This window comes from Azospira oryzae, assembly GCF_004217225.1.
Classification (GTDB): Bacteria; Pseudomonadota; Gammaproteobacteria; order Burkholderiales; family Rhodocyclaceae; genus Azospira; species Azospira oryzae.
The window spans coordinates 883,755-906,039 of the sequence record NZ_SHKM01000001.1; the positions used below are offsets into that span (position 1 = coordinate 883,755).

General features: G+C 64.4%; 11 protein-coding genes and 7 tRNA genes. 13 read left to right on the forward strand and 5 right to left on the reverse strand.

Features of this window, described 5'->3' with window-relative positions:
* Positions 1 to 14: 14 nt before the first annotated feature.
* From EV678_RS04115 to EV678_RS04125, 3 genes are read left to right on the forward strand one after another with little or no spacing between them, the layout of a single operon-like run.
* Entirely contained in the window at positions 15 to 3,881 is a 3,867-nt protein-coding gene (locus EV678_RS04115) for a PAS domain-containing protein (protein WP_130458600.1), read from the forward strand.
* Positions 3,878 to 5,002, forward strand: coding sequence for an HD domain-containing phosphohydrolase (locus EV678_RS04120; RefSeq protein WP_130458601.1), 1,125 nt, complete (start codon positions 3,878 to 3,880; stop codon positions 5,000 to 5,002). The genes EV678_RS04115 and EV678_RS04120 overlap by 4 nt, the downstream gene beginning before the upstream one ends.
* A 40-nt stretch (positions 5,003 to 5,042) precedes the next feature.
* Entirely contained in the window at positions 5,043 to 6,173 is a 1,131-nt protein-coding gene (locus EV678_RS04125) for a response regulator (RefSeq protein WP_130458602.1), read from the forward strand.
* Positions 6,174 to 6,303: 130 nt separating this feature from the next.
* Here EV678_RS04125 and EV678_RS04130 read toward each other — a convergent pair whose 3' ends face one another.
* From EV678_RS04130 to EV678_RS04140, 3 genes are all read right to left on the reverse strand, one after another.
* A complete protein-coding gene (locus EV678_RS04130) occupies positions 6,304 to 7,983 on the reverse strand; it encodes a DUF6119 family protein (RefSeq protein ID WP_130458603.1) in 1,680 nt (559 codons plus the stop codon).
* A gap of 185 nt (positions 7,984 to 8,168) precedes the next feature.
* Positions 8,169 to 10,703 (reverse strand): DNA topoisomerase IV subunit A, encoded by a 2,535-nt coding sequence (parC, locus tag EV678_RS04135; RefSeq protein WP_130458604.1) that lies wholly within the window; start codon positions 10,701 to 10,703, stop codon positions 8,169 to 8,171.
* A 2-nt stretch (positions 10,704 to 10,705) separates the two neighbouring features.
* Positions 10,706 to 12,679 (reverse strand): DNA topoisomerase IV subunit B, encoded by a 1,974-nt coding sequence (locus EV678_RS04140; RefSeq protein ID WP_014237813.1) that lies wholly within the window; start codon positions 12,677 to 12,679, stop codon positions 10,706 to 10,708.
* Positions 12,680 to 13,026: 347 nt separating this feature from the next.
* On the opposite strand from EV678_RS04140, the gene EV678_RS04145 reads away from it, so the two are divergent.
* A complete protein-coding gene (locus EV678_RS04145) occupies positions 13,027 to 15,387 on the forward strand; it encodes a penicillin-binding protein 1A (RefSeq protein ID WP_130458605.1) in 2,361 nt (786 codons plus the stop codon).
* Positions 15,388 to 15,634: 247 nt separating this feature from the next.
* On the opposite strand, the gene EV678_RS04150 is transcribed toward EV678_RS04145, so the two are convergent.
* Together EV678_RS04150 and EV678_RS04155 are read right to left on the reverse strand one after the other, a co-directional pair.
* Positions 15,635 to 16,057, reverse strand: a complete 423-nt coding sequence (locus EV678_RS04150; RefSeq protein ID WP_130458606.1) for a hypothetical protein — start codon at positions 16,055 to 16,057, stop codon at positions 15,635 to 15,637.
* Between the two features lie 643 nt (positions 16,058 to 16,700).
* Positions 16,701 to 16,775, reverse strand: a tRNA-Val gene (locus EV678_RS04155).
* 157 nt (positions 16,776 to 16,932) lie between these two features.
* Here EV678_RS04155 and gltX point away from each other — a divergent pair.
* From gltX to EV678_RS04200, 9 genes are all read left to right on the forward strand, one after another.
* Positions 16,933 to 18,324 (forward strand): glutamate--tRNA ligase, encoded by a 1,392-nt coding sequence (gene gltX, locus EV678_RS04160; RefSeq protein ID WP_130458607.1) that lies wholly within the window; start codon positions 16,933 to 16,935, stop codon positions 18,322 to 18,324.
* Positions 18,325 to 18,390: 66 nt separating this feature from the next.
* Positions 18,391 to 18,466 (forward strand) — tRNA-Ala (locus EV678_RS04165).
* A gap of 23 nt (positions 18,467 to 18,489) precedes the next feature.
* Positions 18,490 to 18,565 (forward strand) — tRNA-Glu (locus EV678_RS04170).
* Positions 18,566 to 18,655: 90 nt separating this feature from the next.
* Positions 18,656 to 18,732 (forward strand) — tRNA-Asp (locus EV678_RS04175).
* Between the two features lie 232 nt (positions 18,733 to 18,964).
* A tRNA-Ala gene (locus EV678_RS04180) sits at positions 18,965 to 19,040 on the forward strand.
* A 23-nt stretch (positions 19,041 to 19,063) separates the two neighbouring features.
* Positions 19,064 to 19,139 (forward strand) — tRNA-Glu (locus EV678_RS04185).
* A 55-nt stretch (positions 19,140 to 19,194) separates the two neighbouring features.
* Positions 19,195 to 19,271: transfer RNA gene (locus EV678_RS04190), tRNA-Asp, on the forward strand.
* 77 nt (positions 19,272 to 19,348) lie between these two features.
* Positions 19,349 to 20,110, forward strand: a complete 762-nt coding sequence (locus EV678_RS04195; RefSeq protein ID WP_130458608.1) for an SIR2 family NAD-dependent protein deacylase — start codon at positions 19,349 to 19,351, stop codon at positions 20,108 to 20,110.
* Between the two features lie 184 nt (positions 20,111 to 20,294).
* On the forward strand, positions 20,295 to 22,112 hold the full coding sequence (locus EV678_RS04200; protein WP_130458609.1) for a lytic transglycosylase: 1,818 nt from the start codon (positions 20,295 to 20,297) through the stop codon (positions 22,110 to 22,112).
* The last annotated feature ends 173 nt before the right edge of the window (positions 22,113 to 22,285 follow it).

Here is a 22,285-nt window from a genome sequence, read left to right on the forward strand (position 1 = left end):
GAGGAGGCTGCCCCATGCTCTCGCCGCTGCACATCCTGGTCATCGAGGACATGGCCAGCGATTACCTGCTCCTGGCCCGCAGCCTCAGCCACGGGGAGATCCCGGTGGAAACCCGGCACGTCGGCAACGTGGACGAGCTCAGCGAGGCCCTGGAGGATCGCCACTGGGATGTGGTGCTGTGCGACTACTCCATTCCCGGCCTCTCCTTCGAGGACGCCTTCCATCTGATCCGCCGGCGCCAGCCGGAGGTGCCGGTGATCGTCGTCTCCGGCTCCCTCATGGACGAGGACGCGGTGGACCTGCTCAGGCTGGGCGCCTCCGACTTCGTCCTCAAGGACCGGCTGGCCCGGCTCATGCCCGCCATCTGCCGCAGCATCGAGGAAAGCGAGGAAAAGCAGCGGCGCCAGCGCATCGAGCGGGAGCTGGAGATCGTCTGGGAACGGCTCGACCTGGCCCTCACCGCCACCAACGACGGCCTCTGGGACTGGGACCTGAGCAGCAACGCCCTCTACCTCTCGCCCCGCTGGTTCACCATGCTCGGCTACGGCGAAAACGAATATCCCTGCAGCCTGGAGACCTGGCGCCAGTTCATCCACCCGGACGACCTGACCCGGGCCATGGCCATCCTCAGCGACGCCACCGGCGCCACCGGCCGGGAGCGTATCGAGCAGGTCCTGCGCATGCGCAGCAAGGACGGTACCTGGCACGACGTGCTCTGCCGCGCCATGGCCATCCGCAACGACGGCCAGGTACGCCGCATCATCGGCACCAACACCGACGTCACCGCCATCAGCCAGGCCCAGCACCAGTCCCTGCAGACGGAAGCCCGTTACAAGGCCCTGGTGGAAGCCTCGGCCCAGATCGTCTGGAGCTGCAACGCCCGGGGCGAAATCTTCGAGGACTCCCCCTCCTGGCAGGCCTACACCGGCAGCAGCATGGCCGACGGCGATCTGCGCCTGGCCTCCATCCACCCGGAGGACAAGGAGGAACTGGCCCGGCGCTGGCGCCAGGCCCTGAGCCAGAACTCCATCCTGGAGATGGACCACCGCCTGCGCCACCATTCCGGCCAGTGGCGCTGGACCCACTGCCGCGCCGTGCCCCTGCGTCTGGCCAACGGCCGCATCGGCGCCTGGGTGGGGATGAACATCGACATCCACGACAAGAAGCTGGCCGAGCTCAACCAGCAGCGCTACGAGCAGCTGGTGCTCAACGCCGGCGACGGCCTGGCCATCTACGACCGGGACCTGCGGGTGTGCCTGTGCAACCGGGAATTCGCCGAATTCCTCGGCCACACGCCGGAGAGCATCCGCGGCCTGGCCCTGCAGGAACTGCTGCCAGCGGACCGCTTCGAGAAAGCCCTGCCCCACCTGCAGGCGGCGCTGCAAGGCCAGTCGGTGCGCTTCCAGCTGTCGGTGGACAGGCCCGGCCGGGGCACCTATCACATCAGCCTGCGCTACCAGCCCCTGATGCAGAACGGCCAGATCGACGGCATCGTCGCCAGCCTCACCGACGTCAGCGAGCTGAAGCAGGCCGAGCAGGCCCTGCGCCAGACCCAGGTGGAACTGGAGCAGCACCGGGACAAGCTGGAACAGCTGGTGGAATCCCGCTCCGCCGAACTGCGGGCCAGCGAGGCCCGCCTGCGCCTGGCCATCGCCGCCGCCGGCCTGGGGGCCTGGGAATACGACCCGGAGCTGGAATGCCATCTGCCGGCCCTCAGCGGCAACACCCTGTTCGACCTGCACCAGGGCAGCTTCGCCGAATTCCTCCAGGCCATCCACCCGGAGGACCGGGAAGCCATGGCCCAGGCCATGGGCCAGGCCCTCCACACCGAAGGGCGCCATCTCTTCGAATACCGGGTGCTGCAGCAGGGCACCTGCCGCTGGGTGGCGGATACCTTCGACGTGCAGCGCCGCCAGGGCCGCCTGCAGGTGGTGGGCACCCTGCAGGACATCACCGAGCGACGCCAGGCCGACGCCAGCCGGGAAGCGGCGCGGGAGGCGGCGGAGCAGCTGGCCCGCATCAAGAGCGAGTTCCTCGCCAACATGAGCCACGAGATCCGCACCCCGCTCAATGCCATCCTCGGCTTCGCCCAGCTGGGCCAGCGGGAGACGCCGGAATCCCGCGCCAGGATTGGCTTTCAGCGCATTCATGACGCCGGCCAGCACCTTCTGGGCATCATCAACGACATCCTGGATTTCTCCAAGATCGAAGCCGGCAAGATGAAGCTGGAGATGCAGCCCACCAATCCCTGCGAGGTGGTGGACCACGTGGTCAAGCTGATGGCCGCCTCGGTTTTCCAGAAGGGCCTGGAACTGCGGGTGGAGGAAAGCGACAACCTGCCCGCCGCCTTCGACGGCGACTCCCTGCGCCTGGCCCAGGTGCTGCTCAACCTGCTGGGCAACGCCCTCAAGTTCACCGACCAGGGCAGCATCACCCTGCGCGAGGAACGGGACGGCCAGGACCTCATCTACAGCATCCGCGACACCGGCATCGGCATGAACCGGGAGCAGCTGGGGCGCCTCTTCCACGCCTTCGAGCAGGGCCACGGCGGCACCTCCCGGCGCTTCGGCGGCACCGGCCTGGGGCTCACCATCACCAAGCGCCTGGTGGAGATGATGGGCGGCAGCATCGAGGTGGAATCCACCCCGGGCCAGGGCACCTGCTTCTCCATCCGCATCCCCATGCACAACGTGGTCGAGGCCCAGCCCTCCCCGCCCCTGCAGGTCGGCCTGCTCGGTTTCGAGCAGGAGGACCGGCGCCAGCTGGCCGCCACCCTGGCGGCCTACGGCATTTCCACCGCCATCATCGGCGGCGACGCGGCCACCACCCCCAGCGGCCTGGCCCTGGTCGTCGCCGACGTCAAGGTGGAGCCCGCCCTCCTCGGCCGCCTGCTGCAACGGGGCGAACGGGTGGCCGTGCTGCACCAGCCCGGCTGCCTGCCCCCTCCCAGCCCCCTGGCGCCGGAGCTGCAATACCTGGAGCGGCCCCTGCGCGCCTGCCATGTGGAATCCCTGGCTCTGGGCCAGTGCGCCGCCGGCACCACGGCGGCGGACCCCCAGCGCCGCCTGGGCGGCATCGCCATCCTCATCGCCGAGGACAACCAGGCCAACCGGCTGGTGCTGCGGGAACTGCTGGAATCGGAAGGAGCCAGCATCGTCTGCGTCGAAAACGGCCTGGAGGCGGTGGAAACCCTGCAACGACGGGGCTCCCAGGACTTCCAGCTGTTCCTCACCGACGTCCAGATGCCGGTCATGGACGGCTACACCGCGGCCCGGGAAGTGAGCCGCCAGTACCCGGAGCTGCCCATCATCGGCGTCACCGCCAACGTCACCCTGGAAGACCGGCAGAACTGCCTCAACGCCGGCATGGTGGACCACGTGGGCAAGCCCTATCAGCTCGACGCCCTGGTGGAGGCCATCCTGCGGGTGGTGCGCAGCGACGCCCGCCCCTCTCCCCTGTGGCAGGCCCCACCCAACCCGCTGCCGGTGCAGGCGGCGCCGGCGCCGGCAGCCCCGGCCCAGGCCGACTCCGGCGAACTGGACTGGCCCCAGCTGCGCAGCCGCCTGGGGGTCAAGCCCGGGCTGATGGAGCGCTTCCTGCGCCTGTTCCTGGAAAGCAACGGCCGCCTGCCCGACGAACTGCGGGACCTGGCCTGCAACCCGGACCTGGAACGGCTGCGCCGCCTCGGCCATGCCCTCTACGGCTCCGCCGCCAACCTGGCCGCCGTACCCACCGCCACCCTGGCCCGCCGCCTGGAATACGCCGCCGCCGCCGGCGAGCCGGAAAGCACGGTCCTGGCCGGCGAGCTGGCGGACCAGCTGGAGCGGCTGTTCGCCACCATCCACCAGTATCTGGACCAGTTGCAGGAGAACGCGCCATGACCTCCCGGCCCATCCTCGTCATCGCCGACGACCAGGCGGAAAACCTCCTGCTGCTGGAGGCCATGCTCCAGGAAGACTACGAGGTGCGCACCTTCCCCGACGGCACCGACGTCCAGCTCTACCTGAAGCAGGGCGGCCGGGCCGACATTTTCCTGCTCGACATCGTCATGCCCCACCTGGACGGCTTTTCCCTCTGCCGCCAGATCAAGGCCAATGCGACCACCCGGGAACTGCCGGTGATCTTCATCACCGCCCTCGACAGCCCAGACGTGGAAGCCCGGGGCCTGGCCCTGGGCGCGGTGGATTTCATCCACAAGCCCTTCTCCATGCCCGGCATCAAGGCCCGCCTGCGCACCCACCTGCAGCTGGCCGCCACCAGCCGCCAGCTGCGGGAGCAGAACGAAAACCTGGAAGCCCTGGTGGCCCAGCGCACCCGGGAATACATGGAGCAGACCCGGGAACTGCTGCAGCGCAAGCAACAGGTCATTTCCGGCCAGGAGGCCACCATCCGCGCCTTCTGCTCCCTGGCCGAGGCCCGGGACAACGAGACCGGCAACCACATCCGCCGCACCCAGAACTACGTGCGCATCCTGGGCCTGGAACTGCAGGACCACCCGGACTTCCGCCGCCACCTGGACGACCAGGTGGTGACCCTGCTCTACAAGTCGGCCCCCCTGCACGACATCGGCAAGGTGGGCATCCCCGACCGCATCCTGCTCAAGCCGGGCAAGCTGGACGCCGCCGAGTGGGAAATCATGCGCGAGCACTGCCGCATCGGCCGCGACGCCATTTCCCAGGTGGCCAAGGAAGTGGGGGAAGACAACGATTTCCTGCGCTACGGCATGGAGATCGCCTACGGCCACCACGAGCACTGGGACGGCGGCGGCTACCCCCAGGCCATCAAGGGCGAGGACATTCCCGTCTCGGCCCGCCTGATGGCCGTGGCCGACGTCTACGACGCCCTCATTTCCCGGCGCGTCTACAAGCCGCCCATGCCCCACGACGAAGCCCTGGCCTACATCGTCGGCCAGGCCGGCAGGCATTTCGACCCCACCGTGGTGGCCGCCATGCAGGCCCAGGAGCGGGCCTTCGTGCGCACCGCCACCGAATTTAGCGACTGAACCAATTCACATCAGCAATCAGTAATCTGCGGGAGGAACCATGAAGATTTTCATCGTCGACGACGACCCCCTGGCCCGGCTGGTCACCACCAACAGCCTGGAAGAACAGGGCTTCACCATGATCGAGCTGGAGGACGGCCAGGCCTGTCTGGGCCGGGTGGAGGAGCAGCCCGACATCATCATCCTCGACGTGGAAATGGACGGCCTCGACGGCATCGCCACCTGCCGCGCCCTGCGCCAGGACGGCCACGAACGGCCCCACGTGCTGTTCATCTCCAGCCACGACGACATGGAAACCCGGCTGGCGGCCTACGACGCGGGCGGCAACGACTTCCTGGTCAAGCCCTTCATGCCCGACGAGCTGACGCGCAAGATCCGCCAGGCCATCGGCCAGCTGGAACTGCGCGACTCCCTCGCCTCCCGCGCCGACATGGCCCAGACCGTGGCCTTCTCCGCCATGTCCTCCATGGGCGAAATGGGCGCCGTGCTCGAATTCATGCGCAAGTCCTTCCTTGCCCTCAGCCCCCGGGAACTGGCCCAGGAAATCTTCAACACCCTGGGCGGCTACGGCCTCCAGGGTGCCGTGGAAATCCGCAGCCCCGACCACGCCCCCCTGCACTTCAGCAGCCAGGGCTCGGTAGCCCCCCTGGAAAGCGCCATTCTCGAATACGCCCGCAACCTGCCGCGCATCGTCCAGTCCGCCGAACGCATGGTCATCAACTACCCCCTGGTGACCCTGCTCATTCCCCAACTGCCCCAGGCCGACCCGGACCGGGTCGGCCGCCTGCGGGACCACCTGGCCATCGTCGCCGAAGCCGCCGAAGCCCGGCTGCAGGCCCTGGGCACGGAAAACCTGCGCCTGGCCCAGGCCGAAGCCATCGTCCAGGCCGTCACCCAGCTCAGCGTCACCCTGGAAGAGATCGAAAAGCGGCAGCAGGAACAGCGCCTGCAAGCCCAGGCCGCCCTGATCGCCCACCTGCACGAAATGGAAGACGCCTTCGTCCGCCTGGGCCTCAGCAGCGAACAGGAACACTCCCTGATCCGCATGGCCCGCGCCGCCATGGAAGACCAGAGCGCCTCCCAGGCCGGCCAGGAGACGCTGGAAATCAGGTTGAGGGAAGTGGTGCGGGCTTTGAATCGGGCGATTCAGGGGAAGGCGGTGAGGCAGTGATGGGGTGGAAAAATGCGGAGAAATAGGTGCTTGTCGGCCAAAACTGTCACCCCACTTCTTCTGTGGATAGGGCAGCTGAAGGCCAAATACCAATCATATGAAAGCACCGAAACCTGGCCTTAGTGCTCGCTTATCGGGCATCCATGGCAACCGCTGCAGCTTCGCCAGCATCCTCTCTAGGAGCGGTACGCCGCGTTCTCTTCCTTTTCCTGCCTTCCTTTTCCGCAGACTGGTCCGCAACAAAGACAAACTCAGCAGGAATGTTCATCAGCTGGAGAGCCTTCATGTTTCGCATAAGGCTAATGCGGGAAAATAACGGCAAATTAAGCGATTTAGCAGTGGCATCCTTCGGTGTGACTATGGCAAAGACCACACAACAGTTCTGTTCCCTGATACACGAAATTAGCGCTTCTGCATACTCCGCGTTGGTCCTGTCACGAATCAGGGCTTCTAACTTCTCCTGAGCCCTGGGTTCCAGACGTAGCAACTCTATAGCGTTTACCCCCTGGTTAAAGAGGTGGCTAAGCTGTGCTGAAAGCGTGGAGAGCTTCACGTGATAGAAGGCTGCCGTATTACCTCTAAGTCTTAGAAGGTCGCATGGTTCAACCTGTTTCTGACCATCCGGACTAATGTTCTCCATGTCGAGGCAAATGAGAGTGTTGTCGTTGTCCGATACTTTCTGGTTGTATTCCCCCTCGCTCGAATAGGTATAGGCGGCAAGATCGCAGTCCGCACAGCGAGAGTCGAGGTAAGCGCTCAGTCGGGCTACGTAGTCTCGATCAACCTTGTACCAACTGCCCTCGCAAAGATGATAGGTCTGCCCCTCCTCTCCCTCGATGCAAGCATCGAAAACAAGGCTCTTGAAGATGGTGTAGTGATTACGAGGGCTGCCATTCTCATCAGTAAGAACTAGGCTATGGCCACGCAACACCTCGATATCTACGGCCTCCCGATCAATCCCCTTCTCATCCAGATAACCAAAATAGTGGTCAATGTGGACGTCGTTGTAGATCAGGCTAGAACCCGCTCCCAAAAACACAGAAAAAACGTTGTCACTATAGTTAACGATATCTGGCACAGTCAGACAGAGGCCTGTATCCCTCTCGCGGAATGCCTGGAGTAGGAGATCATTCAGAACAAAGATCTGTGCAGGATCGCATACTGGGACAATATTCTGGATCTCCGGAAAAGCGACCTTATATTGGTCATCCTCGTAAAGGGCAAGGAGCCGTTCGCACATGCCACACAACTGATCTGCAGAAATATCGGAGCTGATTCTCAGATTACTGCCCCCTGTTGCATGCCTGAATAACTCTCTGCATTCCTCACGTACCTTGCCGGTCAAACTTCTCAGAATCGTGCTATCACGGTCGAAATCAAAGTAGGTCAGTTCGGACTCAACAGGTAACTGAGTCCGCATGCGCTTTGCAGCTCCTGGATCAAGCGTGTCGGTGCTTTTCAACTTCCTCGGATCAAGGCTATTGAGGGTAACGCGCAGGCCGAAATCGTACTCATAACTGGCATCCAAAAGGTTGTGGCTTACATGACCAAATGAAAGCACGAAGCATCGCTCCCTTACTGGAAGGAAGATCAGCGCCCCCTTCTGAACCTGGGTCAACTCCTTGTCGATTGCAAAGTACTCCTTCCACCACGGCGGTCGGGGAACGCTATCCAAGATATACAGAGTTGCCCCATCCGGTAGATTATCTGCGACGACGTTATCTGCCAGTGCATGGCCTAGTCGTAGTGCATTTGCAGCAGAGTAGCCTGGCTTCAACAGATATATCGAAAACGATCGGCTCTTGGCCATTTTTCCTCCTTTAGTCCTTATGATTTTTAATCGTCAGTCATAACTCCGATTTGAAAAGAGCGATATGCATATGTCAACAACACAACCCAGATTGATCTTCTTTTACGTGACAAATTTTGGAAGACAAAACGTCATAAAAGAAAAAGGGGCGCCTAAGCGCCCCTTTTCTTTCCCCATCAACCGCCCTACTTCAGCGACGTCTCCCGCACAAAGCCCACCGGCTGGGTTCTGCCGATGAAGGCTTCGCCCTTGCGGGCCCGGGCGCTGAGGAAGATTTGCACGTCCTTGGGCGTCACGGACATCTGGGTTTCCTTGCCGGTCTTGGAGATGCAGCGGATCTGCAAAGTCTCGTCGGAGGCGGCGACGGCCACGGCGGCCAGGGTATCGCCTTCGTTGAGCTTCATCAGGATGACGCCGCGGCCGCCCCGGGGCAGCTCGTTCACGTCGGCAATGGGGAACACCAGCAGGCGGCCGCCGCTGCTGATGGCGAGCAGGGTTTCGTGGCTGTCGAAGGTCCACGGCGAGAGGATGGTGTCGCCCGGCTCGACGCTGATGAACTGCTTGCCGGCCTTGTTGCGGCCGAGCATGTCGCCGATGCGGCAGGTAAAGCCGTAGCCGCTGGAAACGGCCAGCAGCACCCGCTGTTCGGCGTTGCCGCAGACCATCTGGGCCACCTTGGCGCCGCTGGGGATGGTGATGAGGGTGGAAACGGGCACGCCGTCGCCGCGCCCGCCGGGCAGGCTGGAGACGGGCACGGTGCAGGCCCGGCCGTCGGTGAGCAGCACCACCACGTTGTCCACGGTGCGGCATTCCTGGGCGGCGAAGAGCTTGTCCCCTTCCTTGAAGCCGACGGTGGAAAGGTCGAGGCCGTGGCCCTGGCGGGTGCGCATCCAGCCCTTTTCGGAGAGCAGCACGGTGACGGGTTCATTGACCACCACCTGGGCCACGGCGGCCCGCTCGGCGGCCTCCACCACGGTGCGGCGCTCGTCGCCGTATTTCTTGGTATCGGCCTTGATCTCGCTGATGATCAGGCTCTTCATGGCCTTGTCGTCGGCCAGGAGGTTTTCCAGGCCGGCCTTCTCTTCCCGCAGCTCGGCCAGTTCCTGCTCGATCTTGATGCCTTCGAGGCGGGCCAGCTGGCGCAGGCGGATTTCCAGAATGTCTTCGGCCTGGCGGTCGGAGAGGTTGAAGCGGGCGATCAGGGCGGCCTTGGGCTCGTCCGACTCGCGGATGAGGTGGATCACTTCGTCGATGTTGAGGAAGACGATGTGCCGGCCTTCCAGGATGTGGATGCGGTCGTTCACCTTGCCCAGGCGGTGCTCGGTGCGGCGGCGCACGGTGTCGAAGCGGAAGGCGATCCACTCGGCCAGCAGGTCCTTCAGGGTCTTCTGCCGCGGCCGGCCGTCCAGGCCGATGGCCACCATGTTGATGGGGGCCGAGGATTCCATGGAGGTGTGGGCCAGCAGGATGTTCATGAACTCGTTCGCATCCTGGCGGCTGGAACGGGGTTCGAACACCAGGCGCACCGGATGCTGCTTGTCGGATTCGTCCCGGGCCTTTTCCAGCACCGAGAGGATCAGCTGCTTGGTCTGGGTCTGTTCCTGGGTCAGGGTCTTCTTGCCGGTCTTGACCTTGGGATTGGTCAGGTCCTCGATCTCCTCCAGGATCTTCTGGTTGGAGGCGGAGGGCGGCAGTTCATAGACCACCAGCTGCCACTGGCCCCGGGCCAGTTCTTCCACCTTCCAGCGGGCGCGCACCTTGAGGGAGCCGCGGCCGGTCTCGTAGGCGTTGCGGATGTCGGCGGGGGTGGAAATGATCTGGCCGCCGCCGGGGAAGTCCGGCGCCGGGATGTATTCCATGAGGTCGGCCACCGACAGCTCGGGCTTCCTGATCAGGGCGATGGCCGCTTCGGAGACTTCCCGCAGGTTGTGGCTGGGCATTTCCGTGGCCATGCCGACGGCGATGCCGGAGGCGCCGTTGAGCAGCAGCATGGGCAGGCGGGCCGGCAGCAGGGCCGGTTCCTGGAAGGCGCCGTCGTAGTTGGGCTGGAAATCCACGGTGCCCATGTCCAGCTCGCCGAGCAGCAGCTGGGCGATGGGGGTGAGGCGGCATTCCGTGTAACGCATGGCGGCGGCGGTGTCGCCGTCCCGGGAGCCGAAGTTGCCGATGCCGTCCACCAGGGGATAGCGCAGGGAGAAATCCTGGGCGACGCGGACGATGGCCTCATAGACGGAGGAATCGCCGTGGGGGTGGTATTTACCGATGACGTCGCCCACCACCCGGGCGGACTTGACCGGCTTGGCGCCGCTGGTCAGGCCCAGCTCGTTCATGGCGTAGAGGATGCGGCGCTGCACCGGCTTCTGACCGTCGCAGACATCGGGCAGGGCCCGGCCCTTGACCACGCTGACGGCGTATTCCAGATAGGCCCGCTCGGCGAAGAGGGCCAGGGGGGCGGAATCGGCGTCCGTCGGCAGGGGCGGCAGGGGCGCCAGGTTGTTGCCGCCACCGCTGCCCCCGGAGGCAGCAGCCACGGGCATCTCCGCCTCGGCATCGCCAGCATCGCCGCTGGATGCGGCTTCCAGGGCACCGTCCATTTGCGCCGCCTGTTCGATCAGGTGTTCGGCCACGGCCTCGGCCTGGGCCACTTCGGCGGCAGTCGCCTTGTTGTCGTCGGCGGCGAAGAGATCGCCGCTCAGGGTGTCGTCGTTCTTGTGGGTCATGGTCAGATATCCGCCTCGACTTCGTTACCGTGCACTTCCAGCCATTCGCGGCGGGAGCTGGCTTCGCCCTTGCCCATGAGCATGTTCATCTTGGCGATGGTCTCTTCCATGGGGTAGTCGCCGAATTCCACCCGCACCAGACGGCGGGTGTCCGGGTTGAGGGTGGTGTCCCACAGCTGTTCGCTGGACATTTCGCCCAGACCCTTGAAGCGGGAGATGGAGAGGGCTTCGAGCTTGATGCCTTCCTTGACCAGCTTGTCCTTCACCGCTTCCAGCTCGTTCTCGTCCAGGGCGTAGATCTTGCGCGGCGGCCGGTTCTTGCCCTGGCCCGGCACGTCCACCCGGAACAGGGGCGGCTTGGCCACGTAGATGTTGCCGTTGGCGATGAGCTTGGGGAAATGGCGGAAGAACAGGGTCAGGAGCAGGCACTGGATGTGGCTGCCGTCCACGTCCGCGTCGGACATGATGATGACCTTGCCGTAGCGCAGGCCGTCGATGCTGGTGTCGCTCTCCAGGGTGTGGTGGTCCACGCCGATGGCCACGGCGATGTTGTGGATTTCCACGTTGGCGTAGAGCCGGTCCGGCTCCACTTCCCAGCTGTTCTGCACCTTGCCGCGCAGGGGCAGGAGGGCCTGGAATTCCTTGTCCCGGCCCTGCTTGGCGGAACCGCCGGCGGAATCGCCTTCCACCAGGAACAGTTCGTTGCGCTCGATGTCGTCGGATTCGCAGTCGGTGAGCTTGCCCGGCAGCACGGCAACGCCGCTGCCCTTCTTCTTTTCCACCTTCTGGGCGGAACGCTGGCGGCTCTGGGCCTGCTTGATGGAAAGCTCGGCCAGCTTCTTGCCGTATTCCACGTGCTCGTTGAGCCACAGTTCGAAGGTGTCGCGGAACATGGCGCTGACCAGCTTCACCGCGTCCCGGGAATTGAGGCGGTCCTTGGTCTGGCCCTGGAAACTGGGGTCCAGGATGCGGGCGGAAAGGAGGAAGCTGGCGCGGCCGAAGACGTCTTCCGGCAGCAGCTTGACGCCCTTGGGCAGCAGGCTGTGCATGTCCACGAAGCTCTTCACGGCCTGGAAGATGCCGTCGCGTAGGCCCGATTCGTGGGTGCCGCCGCCGGGGGTGGGAATCAGGTTCACATAGGATTCCCGGGCCAGGGCGCCCTCTTCCGTCCAGGCGATGGCCCAGGCGGCGCCCTCGCCCTCGGCGAAACCGTCGCCGTTGGTCGGCTTGCCGGCGTATTTCTCGCCGACGATCATGGGAATCACCAGGTCGGTGCCGTCCAGCAGCTCGGCCAGGTAGCCGCGCATGCCGTCCTTGTAGGCCCATTCCTTGGTCTCGCCGCTGCGCTCGATGTGCAGGGTGACGGCAACGCCGGGCAGCAGCACGGCCTTGGAGCGCAGGATGTGCTCCAGCTCGCCCATGGGGATGGTGGGGGAATCGAAATACTTGGCGTCGGGCCAGGCGCGCACCCGGGTGCCGCTGGCCTTCTTCGGCGCATCGCCGATGCGGGCCAGGGGCTCCACCACGTCGCCGGCGGCGAAGACCAGGCGGTGCATGCCGCCTTCCCGGGCCACTTCCACCTCGAGGCGGGTGGACAGGGCGTTGGTGACGGAAACGCCGACCCCGTGCAGGCCGCCGGAGAAGCTGTAGGCGCCGCCGGCGCCCTTGTTGAACTTGCCGCCCGCGTGCAGGCGGGTAAACACCACTTCCACCGTCGGCGCGTTTTCCACCGGGTGCAGTTCCACCGGAATGCCGCGGCCGTTGTCGGCCACGGAAATGGAGCCATCCACATGGACGGTGACCAGGATGCTCTTGGCGAAACCGGCAATGGCTTCGTCCGCCGCGTTGTCAATGACTTCCTGGATGATGTGCAGGGGATTTTCGGTCCGGGTGTACATGCCCGGGCGCTGCTTCACCGGTTCCAGGCCCTTGAGGACCGTGATCGACGAAGCGTTGTAATCGGAAGGATTGCTCATGGTGCTTTTTTTCCCCGTTTCGGGCAAAGCGGCAAAAACGCCGCGACAGGCTAAACAAAACGGGCGTCAGATTACCAAATTCGGGCCGGCAACGCCCATCCTGCTTGTATGACAGGCGGGCCGTCCACCGGCACGGGCGCGGCGCCCCGGCCTTGCCGGATCACATTTAATCGTTGAAAAACAAGGGCCATTGCCGAAAACGGGAGCTTGCGTCCGATAATTCCCCGACTATTGCGGTGCAGCGATAAAATTGGCGCCAGGCAGCCGTTCCAGCGCCAGCCAAGAAGTCCGGCCCCGCCCCGCCTGCGGCAAGGGCAGCGGCCAGACAGCGGAAAGCGATCCAGCCCTTGAATCCCCACACCTTCCCCGTTCGCCTCCAGACCCTCCTCCTCGACTACTGGCAACGCCTGCGCCGCCTCGGCTGGCGCGGCGCGCTGCTGCTCCTGGCCCTGCCGCCGGCCCTGCTGCTGGCCTACGCCCTGCTGCTGATCCCCTTCACCCCGGGCATCAGCGACCTGCGCAAGGCCAAGCAGGAGCAGCCGGCCCGCATCCTCAGCGCCGACGGCAAGGAACTGGCCGTGTTCAAGCGGGCCAACCGGGAATGGGTGAAGCTGGCCCAGGTGTCGCCCCGGGTGGTGGAGGCCCTCATCGCCACCGAGGACCACCGCTTCTACCAGCACCACGGCATCGACTGGCGCCGCACCGCCGGCGCCGCCCTCAACACCTTTTCCGGCGACCGCCAGGGCGGCTCCACCCTGACCCAGCAGCTGGCCCGCAATCTCTACCCGGACGAGATCGGCCGGGCCCCCACCCTGACGCGCAAGCTGAAAGAGGCCATCACCGCCCTCAAGATCGAGGCCCTGTATACCAAGGAGGAAATCCTCGAGACCTACCTCAATACGGTACCCTTCCTCTACAACGCCTACGGCATCGAAATGGCGGCCCGCACCTATTTCGACACCTCCGCCGGCAACCTGGACGTGCTGCAGAGCGCCACCCTGGTGGGCATGCTCAAGGGCAACAGCTATTACAACCCGGTGCTCAACCCGGAACGGGCGGTGCAGCGGCGCAACACGGTGCTGGCCCAGATGGTGAAGCGGGAGCGACTCTCCCCGGCCCAGTTCGACGGCCTGAAGAAAAAGCCCCTGCGCCTGGACTTCGAGCGCCAGAGCGAGCCGGAAGGCCCGGCCCCCCACTTCGCCCAGCAGCTGCGCAAATGGCTCATCGCCTGGGCCGACGACCACGGCTACAACGCCTACGCCGACGGCCTGGTGGTGTACACCACCCTGGATTCCCGCCTGCAAGCCTGGGCCAACCAGGCCGTGGCGCGCCAGGGCTACGTGCTGCAGAACCAGGCCGATGCGGCCTGGAACCGCCGCGGCGGCTGGAACGCCGCCAATCCCCTGGTGCGCACCCTGGTGGGTGAAACGCCGGAATACCGCAGCGCCGTCGCCGCCGGCCTGAGCCAGGAGGAGGCATTGAAGAAACTCCTAGCCGACAAGGCCTTCATGGCTGCCCTGCGCCAGCAGAAGACCCGCATCCAGGCCGGCTTCCTCGCCCTGGACCCACGCAACGGCCAGGTCCGGGCCTGGGTCGGCAGCCGGGATTTCAGCCAGGACGCCTTCGACCACGTGCAGCAGGCCAAGCGCCAGCCCGGCTCCACCTTCAAGCCCTTCGTCTATGGCGCCGCCTTCCTGCGGGGCGCCCAGCCCGGCGACAGCCGCATGGACCAGGCCGTGGAAATCCCCCTGGCCGGCGGCGAAATCTGGCGCCCCGCCGACCACGAGCCGCCCAGCAACCAGCCCATTACTCTGGCCACCGCCCTGGCCCTGTCGAAAAACACCGTCACCGCCCAGCTGATGCAGGAAGTGGGCGCGGTACGGGTCGCCCGCCTGGCCCAGGCCATGGGCATCCGCCAGAGCCGGCTGGAAACGGTGCCCTCCCTGGCCCTGGGCACCAGCCCGGTGAGCCTCAGGGAGATGGTCGCCGCCTACGGCACCATCGCCAACGGCGGCGGCTACCTGGAGCCGGTGCTGGTGAGCCGCATCGAAAACGGCAAGGGCAAGATCCTGGCCGAATTCGCCCCGGCGGACCCGGAGCCGGCCCTGCCACCCAAGGTGGCCTACACCCTGGTGGACACCATGCGCGGCGTCATCGACCGGGGCACCGGCAGCGCCATCCGCAGCCGCTTCGGCATCCGCGCCGACGTGGCCGGCAAGACCGGCACCACCCAGGACAACACGGACGGCTGGTTCATCCTCATGCACCCCCAGCTGGTGGCCGGCGCCTGGGTCGGTTTCAACGATGCCCGCATCACCCTGCGCAGCGACTACTGGGGCCAGGGCGCCCACAGCGCCCTGCCCATGGTGGGCGATTTCTTCCAGCAGGCCCTGCGCTCACGCCAGATCGACGCCAAGGCCCGCTTCGCCGAACCCGAGGACAGCAGCCTGTTCACCCGCGTCCTGGCCTGGGGCCGGGACTGGTTAAGCCGACTGCTGGCCCCCGCGCCGGAAGCGCCCCCGCCCCACAGCTCCCGCCGCGCACCCGCCCCGGCCAGCCCGCCGCCGCAACCCGAGCCACTGCCCGTCGAACCGCCCCCGGCGCCCCCGCCGGAAGAGGCCAACCGCTACGGCGAACCGGGCTTCAATCCCCTGGCCCCGCCGCCACCCAGCGCCCCGGCGCCCAGCACTCTGGTGGAAGGCCAGTAGATCTGGCCATCCAAATCGCTTCCTGGGCTGCAAAAACCACCGGCTGAAGTCTTTTCCGAGGCTGTCCCTGGGGCGGGATGGCTACGATTCCCCTGAAGCAGAGAAGACGAGTCTGAAGCGCATATCGAAGACAGCACCCGGTGGTTGCAGATGGGCCACATCACTGGCTCTCGCCGGTGGGATTTCCACCGGCGCATGAATCGACGAACTGCGCCAGACTCCCCCAGCGGAGGACAGGACTAGATGGTCACGATTGCCCACTCTTGGTGTAGCTCTTGACCCTTTTGATATACGGTTCGCATCCAGCCAGATTGCCGCTGAACTCCCAATCCTTGATGACCTTGTCCTCCCCCACAACCAATTTGATGGTGCAGTTATAGCTAACAGGTACCAATTGAGACGAGGTTGTGGTTCCAAAAACCGGTGTGCGCCCTACATATCCAGTCGTAGTCGCCGTTTGGGGCATAAAAACTGCTGAATTCCGGCTTTCTCCCCAGTAATAGACCGTGTCCCCGGAAAACTCCTGCTTACTGTTCGGATAGCCGAGAGCACTGAATGCTTCCTTCTCATGTCGTCCTACCAAGGCATTGAGACCATCCTCAAGCTGACCAAAGGTTGCGCAACCAGACAGGGCGACTGCAGCGACAACGATAGCGAGGTTTTTTTTCATAGGCTTTTTCCTCTCCAGGTTCAACGAGGGGGCAGATTCTACGAAAACCTTTTTGCCACGGGCAAGCCTCCGGAGAACATGGAAAACAACGTAGGTCTCCTGCTGCCGGAGCAAGGAAATAGGCTTGTCGCCCACGACTCGAGAAACGTGGCCATAGAGGTAGCCTCCTTCGTTAGCGCCATGACCTTGCTCTAAGGGCACCTCTCTCTAAGGCACCTCTCGACAAACTCGCCTACCCGCCAGGATCACGGAACTGGTTGCGGTTTGGTTGGAGCGACGGAGCGGCCCCCTTGGCCTGCGTTATGGCTGCTCCCCACATCGAAGTAGCGGGCATGCCCAGCAGAAAGCTCCGCGAAAAACTTGGCCAATGCAAAGCTCTTGGTACCGTTGGCAAGGCTCTTCTCGGCAACGAAGGTTTCGGCAACCCGGACGAAACAGTAGTAGGAAACACCGACAGCCGGCACGGAGCAGGCAGGGGAATGATGACGAAAGGGGAAAACCGGGGGACGAGTCTGAGGCCGCAAAGGGCATCGACAGGACTAGCGGAGATGGGGCTTTTTGCCCGAGCGGAAGGCAAAAAGCAAAAAAGCCGCCAAAAGGCAGCTTTTTGTTCTTCGTCACACCGTCGTTTTCCAGAGATTTCTGGTGGGTGGTACAGGGATTGAACCTGTGACCCCTGCCGTGTGAAGGCAGTGCTCTACCGCTGAGCTAACCACCCGGTGCGTCGAAGAGGTGCGCATTAGACCACAACAATTTCGGGTGGTCAAACGTTTTTGAAAAAAACATCTTTTCTCCCCCGGAGCGCCCGCTGCCGGGACCGGCGTCCATGGCATCCATTACAATAGCCTTCTTTTGTTCAACGCCAGACACCCACCATGATCCGTACCCGTTTCGCCCCCAGCCCCACCGGTTACCTGCACATCGGCGGCGCCCGCACCGCCCTCTTCTCCTGGGCCTACGCCCGCCGCCACGGGGGCAAGTTCGTGCTGCGCATCGAGGATACGGACGTGGCCCGTTCCACCCCGGAAGCCGTGCAGGCCATCATCGACGGCATGAACTGGCTCGGCCTGGAGCACGACGAAGGCCCCTTCTACCAGATGCAGCGCATCTACCGGTACAAGGAAGTGATCCAGCAGATGCTGGAAGCCGGCACCGCCTACCACTGCTACACCTCCCCCGAAGAACTGGAACAGATCCGCGAAGCCCAGCGGGCCAAGGGCGAAAAGCCTCGCTACGACGGCCGCTGGCGCCCGGAGCCGGGCAAGACCCTGCCCACCCCGCCTTCCGGCATCCAGCCGGTGGTGCGCTTCAAGAACCCGGTGGACGGCGTGGTAGCCTGGGACGACCTGGTCAAGGGCCGCATCGAGATCAGCAACAGCGAGCTGGACGACTTCATCATCGCCCGGGCCGACGGCACCCCCACCTATAACTTCTGCGTGGTGGTGGACGACTGGGACATGGGCATCACCCAGGTCATCCGCGGCGATGACCACGTGAACAACACCCCGCGCCAGATCAATGTGCTGCAGGCCCTGGGCGCCAGCGTGCCCCAGTACGCCCACCTTTCCATGATCCTGGGCGACGACGGCCAGAAGCTGTCCAAGCGCCATGGCGCCGTTTCCGTCATGCAGTACGACGAGGACGGCTATCTGCCGGAAGCGGTGCTCAACTACCTGGGCCGCCTGGGCTGGTCCCATGGCGACGACGAAGTGTTCTCCATGGAACAGTTCTGCCAGTGGTTCGACCTGGACCACATCACCCCGTCGGCCGCCCAGTTCAATACGGAAAAGCTGAACTGGCTCAACGCCCACTACATCAAGCAGGCCGACAACGGCCGCCTGGCCGACCTGGTGCGCCCGCGCCTGGCGGCCCGGGGCATCACCCCGGCGCCGGTGCCGGCCCTGGAATCCATCATCGCCCTCTACAAGGAACGGGTGCATACCCTGAATGAGCTGGCGGACGCGGCTGAGGTGTTCTACATCGACATCCACCCCAACGCCGAACTGCTGGCCCAGCACCTCAGCGAGGAAGCCAAGCCGGCCTTGGCCGACTTCATTGCCGGCGTCCAGGGCGTCAATTGGGAAGCGCCGGCCATCGGCGCCCTGATCAAGGAGACCGTGGCCAAGCACGGCCTGAAGATGCCCAAGCTGGCCATGCCCCTGCGGGTGCTGCTCACCGGTCAGGCCCAGACCCCGTCCGTGGATGCAGTGGTGGCCCTGTTCCCCCGGGAAAAGGTGCTGGCACGACTGGCCGCAGCAAAAATTTAAAAAAAGTTGGCGAAGAGGGTTTACAAGCTAAAAAACGCTCCCTATAATTCGGCCTTCTTTCGCGGCGGGGGTATAGCTCAGCTGGGAGAGCGCTTGCATGGCATGCAAGAGGTCCGCGGTTCGATCCCGCGTACCTCCACCATACAAATGCGAAAGATACCTAGGGTCCCCATCGTCTAGAGGCCTAGGACACCGCCCTTTCACGGCGATAACCGGGGTTCGAATCCCCGTGGGGACGCCACCTACAGCAGGGCTTGCTGATCGACAAAATCAGCAAGCCCTAAGTTTTGTAAGCGGCAACCAGCTTTACCGTTGCAAGCTTCAGAAGTTCGGAGTGGTAGTTCAGTTGGTTAGAATACCGGCCTGTCACGCCGGGGGTCGCGGGTTCGAGTCCCGTCCACTCCGCCAGCTAAAAGCAAAAAGCCAGCAGAAATGCTGGCTTTTTGCTTTTCAGCCCTCCCCTTGTCACCCCCGACTGCCCTACGAGCCTTTCCCCATCAGGCCCACAGCCCGTCAAAGAGTACGCGGCAAGAGACAAAACAGGGACTTATCCAGGTGAATGGCGATTTTCTTAAAAAAAATCACAAAAGGGCTTTACAACCCCCAAAACGCTCCCTATAATTCGGTCTTCTTTCGCGGCGGGGGTATAGCTCAGCTGGGAGAGCGCTTGCATGGCATGCAAGAGGTCCGCGGTTCGATCCCGCGTACCTCCACCATACAAATGCGAAAGATACCTAGGGTCCCCATCGTCTAGAGGCCTAGGACACCGCCCTTTCACGGCGATAACCGGGGTTCGAATCCCCGTGGGGACGCCACAGATTCAAGTGGTACCGGCAGCATCGGTAGCGCAGTACAGAGTTAAAGCAGTTTGGAGTGGTAGTTCAGTTGGTTAGAATACCGGCCTGTCACGCCGGGGGTCGCGGGTTCGAGTCCCGTCCACTCCGCCAACAAAATAGAGAAAACCGGCCCTGTGCCGGTTTTTTCGTTTCCAGCCTCCATTTCCTCATATCTCCGGGAGTCCGCCATGGACACAGCCGCCACCCTGGATGCCGTTGCCGAAGAACTGGCAGAGGCCCGCCGCGTCCTTTTCATCACCGGCGCCGGCATCTCCGCCGACTCGGGACTGCCCACCTACCGGGGCGTCGGCGGACTCTACGAGGAGGACCTGACGGCAGAAGGCTTCTCCATCGAAGAGGCGCTGTCCGGCCCCATGCTGCACCAGCATCCCCAGATCACCTGGAAATACCTGGCCCAGATCGAGCGCACCTGCCGCGACGCCCGCCCCAACCGGGCCCACCAGGTCATCGCCGATCTGGAACGGCGCGGCACCGCCGTCACCGTCTTCACCCAGAACATCGACGGCCTGCACCGCCAGGCCGGCTCTTCCGACGTCATCGAGATCCACGGACGCCTGCACCATCTGCACTGCACCCGCTGCAGTTATGAGACGGAAGTGGACAGCTTCTCCGACCTGGAACTGCCGCCGGCCTGCCCCCGTTGTAACGCCCTGGTACGGCCCCGGGTGGTGCTTTTCGGCGAATCCCTGCCGCAGATGGAAATGGAACAGCTGCTCCGCACCCTGGACGCCGGCCCCGACATGGTCTTTTCCATCGGCACTTCCAGCCTCTTTCCCTATGTGGCCGAACCGGTGCTGTGGGCCAGCGAGCAGGGCATCACCACGGTGGAGATCAATCCGGGCACCACGCCCGTCAGCCCCTTCGCCGACCACCGCATCACCCAGGGGGCTGCCGCCACCCTGGAGGCCCTGTGGCAACGCCTCCGGTAAAGACCGTACGTCACTCCAACGGCCTGGATTTTTTACCTTTGGCAGCGGATATCCCCTTCTTTTCATAGGGTATAATTCCGCGATTAGGTCATCCTGAAACGTCGTGCCCGACGCCCGGCCCGCCTGCCGTGCCGGCCCTCGGGAATCCCCCCGCCTGGCGGGGAACAGCAGACAAAGAGAATCTATGACGCTCGACGACACGCTAGGCTGCACCCTCCGCTTCATCCGGCAACTCCATCGTTCCCTCCCGGCCCTGGCCTGCGGCGCCCTCTTCGCCGCCACTCCCGCCCAGGCCAACGACCAGCCCCTGACGCTTTCCTTCGCACCCAGCCTGCAGTCCATGGTGCCGTCCCGCACCGAACTGTCCGCCCGCCCCGAAGCCAGCCCGGTCCAGAACGATGGCAGCCTGCCGGTGGAGGAGATCGCGCCGATCCCCCAGTTACCCCGCACCATCGACCTCACCACCTCCCCCGACAACCTGTGGGAACGCATCCGCAACGGCTTCGGCATGCCGAACCTGAACAACGACCTGGTGCTGACCCACCAGCAGTGGTACATGAACCGGCCCGATTACGTGCGACGCATGGTCGAACGCAGCCGCCGCTACATGTTCCACATCGTCGAGGCCATCGAGAAGCGCGGCATGCCCATGGAACTGGCCCTGCTGCCCATGGTGGAAAGCGCCTACAACCCCATGGCCTATTCCCGCAGCCACGCTTCCGGCCTGTGGCAGTTCATTCCCTCCACCGGCAAGAACTTCAAGCTGGAACAGAACTGGTGGGTGGACGACCGGCGCGACATCATCGCCTCCACCTCCGCCGCCCTGGACTATCTGCAGACCATCTACGAGATGCACGGCGACTGGCAGCTGGCCCTGGCTTCCTACAACTGGGGCGAAGGCGCCGTCGGCCGGGCCATCGCCAAGAACCGGGCCAAGGGCCTGCCGACCGATTACGAAAACCTGACCATGCCGGCGGAAACCCGCAACTACGTGCCCAAGCTGCAGGCCCTCAAGAACATCCTCTCCAACCCCCGCCTGCTGGCCCAGCTGGACCTGCCCCAGATTCCCAATCAGCCCTACTTCGCCGCCGTGGCCAAGCCGGCCGACATGGATGTGAAGGTGGCGGCCAAGCTGGCGGAAATGCCGGTGGATGAATTCGTCGCCCTCAACCCGGCCCACAACCGCCCGGTGATCAAGGCCGACCGTCCCCTGGTGCTGCCGGCGGAAAAGGTGGAGCGCTTCCGCGCCAACCTGGAAAACAACGAAGCCCCCCTCTCCTCCTGGACCTCCTACACCCTCAAGGCCGGGGAAAAGCTGGACAAGGTGGCGGCCCGCCTGGGTGTCTCCGTGGCTCACCTGAAGACGGTGAACGGCCTGCCGCCCAAGGCCAAGGTAGGCGCCGGCACCACCCTGCTGGTCCCGGCCCGGGACGGCATCGAAGGCGACCTCGCCGTCGCCTCCTTCACCCCGCCGGCAGCCGAAACCGCACCCGCCCGCAGCGACGCCCGCACTGATTCCCGTGCCGACTCCCGCAACGAACCCCGGGCCCAGCCGGCCAAGTTCCACGTGGTCAAGAAAGGCGACACCCTCTTCTCCATCGCCCGCCGCTACGACGTTTCCGTGGACGAGCTGAAGCGCTGGAACAAGCTGGGCCGCAACATGGCCGCCGGCACCAAGCTCACCGTGGCCCCCGCCGTCGCCGCTCCCGCCGCTGCCGCCAAGACCACGGTGGCCAGCGCCCCGGCCAACGGCCGCGTCAGCGCCACCCTGGAAGGCAAGAACCTCAAGCTGAGCAAGAACGACAAGGCCCCGGCCAATGCCAAGGCCGCTGCCGCCAAGGCCAAGGTGGCCCGCTACACCATCCGCAAGGGCGACACCCTGGCCGGCATCGCCAAGAAGTTCAAGGTGGAAGCGGACGACATCAAGCGCTGGAACAAGGTGGCTCCGGGCAACCTGAAACCGGGCCAGACCATCACCATCCAGCTGGCCCAGAACGACTGAGGCCGAAGGACGACGGATAAAGGCGCCTGCGGGCGCCTTTTCTTTTGGCCGGCGGGGCGCGGCAAGGATTTTCCGCCTTCCGCCTTCCGCCTTCCGCCTTCCGCCTTCCGCCTTCCGCCTTCCGCCTTCCGCCTTCCGCCTTCCGCCTTCCGCCTTCCGCCTTCCGCCTTCCG